Annotated in this window: 6 protein-coding genes; 1 reads left to right on the forward strand and 5 read right to left on the reverse strand. The window is 62.9% G+C overall.

From position 1 onward, the window contains the following. Positions 1–9: 9 nt before the first annotated feature. From BBI10_RS00695 to BBI10_RS00715, 5 genes are all read right to left on the reverse strand, one after another. Complete coding sequence (locus BBI10_RS00695; RefSeq protein WP_065986110.1) at positions 10–822, reverse strand: amino acid ABC transporter ATP-binding protein; 813 nt, start codon at positions 820–822, stop codon at positions 10–12. Between the two features lie 86 nt (positions 823–908). After that, on the reverse strand, positions 909–1,580 hold the full coding sequence (locus tag BBI10_RS00700; protein ID WP_065986104.1) for an amino acid ABC transporter permease: 672 nt from the start codon (positions 1,578–1,580) through the stop codon (positions 909–911). Further along, a complete protein-coding gene (locus BBI10_RS00705) occupies positions 1,577–2,236 on the reverse strand; it encodes an amino acid ABC transporter permease (protein WP_065986105.1) in 660 nt (219 codons plus the stop codon). Before BBI10_RS00705 ends, BBI10_RS00700 begins: the two co-directional genes overlap by 4 nt. A gap of 212 nt (positions 2,237–2,448) precedes the next feature. Further along, positions 2,449–3,300, reverse strand: coding sequence for a transporter substrate-binding domain-containing protein (locus BBI10_RS00710; protein ID WP_065986106.1), 852 nt, complete (start codon positions 3,298–3,300; stop codon positions 2,449–2,451). A 134-nt stretch (positions 3,301–3,434) separates the two neighbouring features. After that, complete coding sequence (locus tag BBI10_RS00715; protein WP_065986107.1) at positions 3,435–4,826, reverse strand: FAD-binding oxidoreductase; 1,392 nt, start codon at positions 4,824–4,826, stop codon at positions 3,435–3,437. Positions 4,827–5,133: 307 nt separating this feature from the next. Between BBI10_RS00715 and BBI10_RS00720 the strand changes: the two genes are divergently transcribed. Further along, positions 5,134–6,096 (forward strand): isopenicillin N synthase family dioxygenase, encoded by a 963-nt coding sequence (locus BBI10_RS00720; protein ID WP_065986108.1) that lies wholly within the window; start codon positions 5,134–5,136, stop codon positions 6,094–6,096. Positions 6,097–6,764: the final 668 nt, after the last annotated feature.

A 6,764-nucleotide genomic window follows, 5' to 3' on the forward strand; every position in this document is an offset into this window, starting at 1 on the left:
AACAGCGCTTCATGGTTTGGCGTCCTGCCAGAACGCGTTGCGGTCCAGGTAGTTCTGCAAGAACTGCTGCAGCCGGGGTTGCTCGGCGTTGTGGAAAATCTGCCGGGGCGTGCCGCGCGCGACGATTTCGCCCTGATCAAGAAAAATCACCGAGTCGGCGACCTGGGCGGCAAAGCCCATCTCATGGGTGACCACGACCATGGTCATGCCTTCCTTCGCCAAGGTCTTCATCACCTGCAGCACTTCGCCCACCAGTTCCGGGTCGAGTGCCGAGGTGGGTTCGTCGAACAGCATGATGTGCGGCTCCATCGCCAGCGCCCGTGCAATCGCCACCCGCTGCTGCTGACCGCCGGACAATTGCGCAGGATACGCCTCGGCCTTGTGCCCCAAGCCGACCTTTTCGAGCATCGCCATGCCGCGCTTTTTTGCTTCGTCGGCCGAGAACTTGCGCACCCGTCGCAAGGCTTCGCAGACGTTGCCGAGGGCGGTCATGTGCGGCCACAGGTTGAACTGCTGAAAGACCATGCCGACGTTGCGCCGCACCTGGTTGATCTGCGATTGCGGCGCGCGGCGACGGCCCTTGTCGGTGTCCTGCCAGCCGAGCAATTGGCCTTCGATGCGAATCTCGCCTTCGTCGTACTCCTCCAGAAACGCCATGCTGCGCAGCAAGGTGCTTTTGCCCGAGCCCGACGGGCCGATCAGGCACACCACTTCCGAACGCTGCACCTGCAACTCGATGCCCTTGAGCACGCGCAGATTGCCGAAGCTTTTGCCCACCTGGCTCAGGGTCAGGACGGTCGACTGCTCGCCGTTGGTTTTCATAGGTTCATCCAGGGATTTGCGGGTCGTTTCGCGGGTTGTTTCGTAAGGCGGGGCGGGCGCCTTGCCGCCGGGGATCAGAAGACTGTTCATCGGGGTTGCCTGCTCATGAACCGGCCTACGCGGGTTTCCAGGAGCATGCCCAGCCGCGAGCACAGCTCCACCAGAATCAGGTAGCCGATGCACAGCATCAGCAGGGTTTCGACGAAGGCGAAGGTTTCCGAGCCGATGCCGGTGAGGACCATCGTCAGCTCGGGAATGGTGATGATCGACAGCACGGCGGTTTCCTTGCACAACACCGTGACCATGTTCACCAACGCCGGAAGAATCATCACCAGCATCTGCGGCACCTGGATGCGCCAGACGCATTGCAGGCGGGTGATGCCCAGGCAATCGGCGGCTTCCAGCTGACCCCGGGCGACCGATTGGAAACCGGTGCGGAAGATCTCGGCGAAGTACACGCCGCCGTAAACCCCCAGGCCGAGGATGCCGGCGGGAATCGGGTCGAGGCTGATGCCGAACGACGGCCCGCCGTAATACACCAGAAACAGCTGCACCAGAAACGGCGTGCTGCGGATCAGCTCGATGAACACCCGCAGCGGCGCCCGCACGAGGTTGTTGCCGAACACTTGGGCGACAGCGATCAGCATGCCCAGCGCCAGGCCCAGCACGACGCCGCTGCTCCAGGTGCCGAGGGTGACCAGAAATCCGGAGCCGATGTCGCCCAGGTGGTCGGTGAAAATGCTCGCGTCGAAGGTCATGCCGTGCGCTCCTTCAGGCGTCGTTCGAGCAGGCTCGCGGCGTAGGCCAGCGGCACGTTGATCAGGCAGTAAAAGCCGGCGAGCATCAGGTAGTCCTGGACGAACATGTAATCGCTGGCCGCGAGGTTCTGCGCCGTGCGGGTGAGGTCGGCCAGCCCCACCACTGAGACCAGCGACGAGGCTTTGATCAGCAGGATCATTTCATTGACCAGCGCCGGCAGCGTCAGGCGCACGGCCTGGGGCACGCGGATGCGCATGAGCATCTGCGCGTCGCTCAGGCCCAACAGCCCGGCGGCCTCCAGCTGACCGCCGGGAATGGCAAGAAAACCGCCGCGCATGATCTCGGCGATGTACGCGCCGGCGGCCAGGGACAGGCCGATGATTGCCGCCGCCGTGGGCGAGACGTTGGGCAGGCCGACCCGGGGCAGGAAGTAATAGATGAACAGCAGTTGCACCAGCAGCGGAATGCCGCGGAACACGAAAATGTAGGCGCCACCCATGCGGCGCAAAAGGGGGACCGGCGACAGGCGCAGGCTGCCGACGACGATGCCGATGACAAAGCCGAACACCAGCGCGGCCATCGACACCTGCAACGTCACCCACAGGGCGCCCAGCAAGAGCGGCGCGTTTTGCTGCAGCAAGGGCCAATCGAACACGGCGTTTCTCCAGCGTATGCCTGACGCAAATCTTGTAGGAGCGTGGCTTGTCCCGCGATCGTCTGCGAAGCAGACGCCTGTCGATTCGACCACGCTGCGCCAGATGTGCCTCGTCGTTTCTTTTGCTGCCACTTCTTGGCAGATCGCGGGACAAGCCACGCTCCTACAGGTCGCGCATCGTTTCGGGACGATGCAGTTGACTCAGCTCCGCCTTACCACGTCGGCTCGAAATCACCCTTCGGCACGACCATTTCCGCGCCCAGCCATTTCTTCTGCAGCGCGGCCAGCCGGCCATCGTCGTGCATCTTGTTCAAGGCAGCGTCCAGCGCAGCGATCAGGCTGTCGGCATCGGCGTCCTTGCGGCCCAGATAAGCAAAATAGGACTTCTTGCCGAACGGCGGCTGCACCACTTTGTACAGATTGCTCTTCTGCGCGGCGACGAAGGAGATGTTCGGCAGCGAGTTGGCCACGGCGACGATGCGCTTGGCGGCCAGGTCGGCGTAGGCCTGATTGTTGTCGACGTATTCACGAATGGTGACCTTCTGCGGCAGGGTGGCGGCGAAGGCTTTCAGCTCCTCCAGCTGCGCCGAGCCCTTGCCGGCACCGACGGTTTTACCGGCGATGTCTTCAGGCTTGCTGAGGCTGTCGTCCTTGGCGCCCGCGAGCAGGGCCACGGTCGCTTCGGCAATCGGCGAGACGAAGTGGTAACGCTCCTTGCGCGCCTTGGTCACGATGATCGGGCCGGCCACCACGTCGAATTTCTTCGCCTCAAGGCCGGGCAGCACGCTCGGCCACGGCAGGTCGAGGAACTTGATCTTGACCCCCAGCTCCTGGCCCAGCGCCTCGAACAGCTCAGCGTTCAAACCTTTCTGTTTGCCCGCTTCGAGAAAATCGAACGGCGCGAACTGCATTTCGGTGCCGACCACCAGCTCACCGGCTTTCTTCACATCGGCCAACTGATCGGCGTGGGCCGACAAGGGCAGCACCGCCAATGGCAACAGCGCCAGGGCGGTAGCGATACTCAAGCGGTTAAACGTCCTGCGGAACACAGAGTCGAGTGGCATGGGATGGCTCCTGGGTGGATGCGGCGTGTTGCGTCGATGCTGCGGGATGTTCGGTGAGCGGGTGCAGGGTTTGCTTTAGATTCTGCCACTGCAGTTAGCGTGCCATACCGGTATAGACAACCTGCGGGGCGCGATCAGCCGAGGATCTTCCCCGGGTTGAGAATGCCGTTGGGGTCGAAACTGCGCTTGAGCTCGGCCATGACCTGCAACGCTTCCACGCTCACCGAGTGGTGGAGAAACTCGCGCTTGAGCAGGCCAATGCCATGTTCGGCCGACACCGCGCCGCCCAGCTCGCCGACGGCGCTGTAGACCAACCCCTCGATTTCCAGCACCGGAGCGGGCTGCGGCAGCGAGTTGCAGTCCACGGTCAAATGCAGATTGCTGTCGCCGATGTGGCCGAAATACACGCTTCGGTTACCCGGCCAGCGCGCGTCGATGCGCTCACGGCAGCGCTCGGCGAACTCACCGATGCGGCCGATGGGCAGGCTGATGTCGAAATTCAGCGGCGCCATGCGCTGGGGAAACTCGCCGGTGGCCTCGCGAATCTTCCACAGCCCGCGGGCCTGGGTCTGGGAGGTCGCGAGAATGGCATCGACGACTTCGCCGGCCTCAATGGCGGCTGCAAGGATCTGCTCCAGCGCATCGCCGGGGGCGGACGATTCCAGTAGCACGTAGAGCGGATGATGATCGGGCATCGGCGCGACGGGCTTCTCTTGGGTTGAGGTGGCAAGCCACGACACACCGAGGCGGAAGAAATCCTGCCACATCAGTTCATACGCCTGGGGCGTCCCGACGCTTGACTGAATGCGCCGCAGCAGGGCAACTGCGCTCGGGTAATCAGGCAGGGCGCAGAGCAGCGTGGTGGTCGGACCGGGTGGCGGCGCCATCTTCAATACTGCTCGGGTAATCACCCCAAGGGTGCCTTCGCTGCCGATGAAGCACTGTTTTAGGTCATAACCGCAGTTGTTCTTGATCATCTTGTTCATCAGATCGAGCACACGCCCGTCCGCCAGCACCACCTCCAGACCGAGCACCAGATCGCGGGTCATCCCGTAACGAATCACCGCATTGCCACCGGCATTGGTAGCGATATTGCCGCCGATCTGGCACGAGCCTCGTGCGCCCAGATCCAGCGGAAACAGGAAGCCGGCGTCGGCCACCGCGTGCTGGATGTCTTCCAGCGTCGTGCCCGCGCGCACGCTGACGGTCGCGGCGGCCGTGTCGATCTCCTCGATGCCGCGCAGGCGATCCAGCGACAACGCGATGTCGGTGGTGCGCGGAACCGCGCCGCCCGCCAGGCCGGTCATGCCGCCCTGGGGCACCACGCTTTGCCCCGCCGCGTTACAGATGCGCAGGGCGAGGGAGACCTGTTCGGTGCTGGTCGGGAGGAGAAGCGCAGCGGGGCAGGCCGGCGCGTGGCGGGTCCAGTCACTGTAATGACGCGGGCTGATGGCTTCGCCGGTCAGCACCTGAGCATCGCCCAGGGCCTGGCGCAACTGGCGGATGGTCTGTTGCAGGTCGCTCATGGAATCCACTCGGTCAATCCGCGTCAGGGGTGGGGCGTGCCTGAAAGCGGGGAAGGCTGTATAGACAGCTGAGGCAAGATGCAGGCCAGTTGATCGACGCCATTAGACTGAGGGCGCTAACGGCTTCGCTGTAGGACTGGCTTTAGCCGGGAAAGCGTCGTATGTCACACCGCAGAATTGAGTGTGGACGCACTCCCTCATTCCCGGCTAAAGCCGGTCCTACGAATAACGCGGTGGGCGGCGCGGCACAGTAAATGCTTGATCCGGTCTATACCGCCCAGTCCGATTCCTGCGCCCGGAGCCAGCCATGACCGTCACCGCCAACCTCCCGATCATCGACATGGCCGGCGTCCGCGAGGGCGACGATGCTGCGCTCCGCCGCGTCGGCGAAGCCATCCGCAGCGCCTGCAGCGAAAGCGGCTTCTTCTACATCATCAACCATGGCGTGCCCCGTCAGGTGATCGACCGCACCATGGCGGCCGCAAAAACCTTCTTCGCCTTTGCGCCGGAGGTGAAGCGCCAGGTGGCGGTGAACAAACGTCATCGCGGCTGGCATGCGTTGGGCGGGGCGTTGATGTATGAAGCGACCAAGCCGGATTTCAAGGAGTTTTTCAGCATCGGCCTGGAGCTGCCGGAGGATGACCCGAGCGTGCTGGCGGGGGAGGCGTTGCGCGGGCCGAACCAGTGGCCGGATTTTATGCCGGAATTGCGGGTGGCGCTGGACGCGTATTACGAGGAGATCGGCAAGGCGGGCGCTGATCTGTTGAGGGCGGTGGCGGTGGGCCTGGGTATCGAGCCGGGTTTCTTTGCGCCGAAATACGGCAAGCGTTTGCAGCGTACGCAGATGGTGTATTACCCGCCGCATCCACCCCGGGCCGAGGCTGATCAGTTCGGCGTTGCGCCGCACACGGATTATGGCTGTATCACGCTGTTGCATCAGGACAGCAGTGGGGGTTTGCAGGTGCGTGAGTTGGCCAGCGGGGCGTGGATCGATGCAACGCCGATCGAGGGCAGTCTGGTGGTGAACGTGGGGGATTTGTTGGCACGCTGGTCGAATGATCGGTTCCGGTCGACGTTGCATCGGGTGATCAATCAGTCAGGGCATGAGCGCTATTCGATCGCGACGTTTTATGACCCGACGTATGGGGCGGTTGTTGATCCGTGCGATTTGGGGGTTGAGGCGTCTGCAAGCCTTTATCCGGCGGTGGCGGCGGGGGATTACATACTCAAGCGGATTGATGATTCGATGGCGTATCGGAAGAAGGCGTAGTCGCAGGCTCCGAAAAGCGGATAAACGCGCAGAGATTTACGCGTATCCATTATCTCGGTGTGCTGTTGTTAGGGTTCCGCCCTTACGGCGGGGCACTTTTTTCCAAGAGCCCGGATTGCCGGCCCACTGCGCGTTGTCTACGTTCAGCCTGCACCCAAGTCGCGATTAGCGGTGTTTGGGCTTTTCGCGTACGAAGATCAAGAGCACAGCAACGGCAACGGCAACGGCAGCGGCATTCGCGAGCAAGTTCGCTTCCACAGGGACGGTGTTTGATCAGCAAAGCTGCCTGCGCCCACACCGGCCTCTTCCCGGCTAAAGCCGGTCCCACTAACAGACCGTGCGCACCTGTAGGACTGGCGATGACTGTAGGACCGGCTTCAGCCGGGAAGCTTTTGATTTGCTTTTGATCTTCCTACACAAAAAGTCCAGACGACACCCATCGCGACTTGGGTGCAGGCTGAACGCAGGCGACGCGGAGTGGGCCGAGCCGCATGGATGCGGCGAGAGCGCCGTCAGGACATGGATGTCCGTTCGGCGCGGGCCCACGGAGCGTCGTCGAAGTGAGGGTATTCCGACGAAGGAGGAACCTAGCCAGGAGCAAGCACCCTTGGTTACTTGGGGTGCTTTTCCAAGTAACTCGCCGAAGGCGAAACAGTCTGCCCCCAGGC

It is taken from the genome of Pseudomonas graminis (assembly GCF_001705435.1).
Lineage (GTDB): Bacteria > Pseudomonadota > Gammaproteobacteria > Pseudomonadales > Pseudomonadaceae > Aquipseudomonas > Aquipseudomonas graminis_B.

What these genes read in the sequence shown, in the direction of transcription:
- BBI10_RS00700 (WP_065986104.1), bottom strand. Translation starts at nt 1,580, where the DNA reads ATGACCTTCGACGCGAGCATTTTCACCGACCACCTGGGCGACATCGGC.
- BBI10_RS00720 (WP_065986108.1), top strand. Translation starts at nt 5,134, where the DNA reads ATGACCGTCACCGCCAACCTCCCGATCATCGACATGGCCGGCGTCCGC.
- BBI10_RS00695 (WP_065986110.1), bottom strand. Translation starts at nt 822, where the DNA reads ATGAAAACCAACGGCGAGCAGTCGACCGTCCTGACCCTGAGCCAGGTG.
- BBI10_RS00715 (WP_065986107.1), bottom strand. Translation starts at nt 4,826, where the DNA reads ATGAGCGACCTGCAACAGACCATCCGCCAGTTGCGCCAGGCCCTGGGC.
- BBI10_RS00710 (WP_065986106.1), bottom strand. Translation starts at nt 3,300, where the DNA reads ATGCCACTCGACTCTGTGTTCCGCAGGACGTTTAACCGCTTGAGTATC.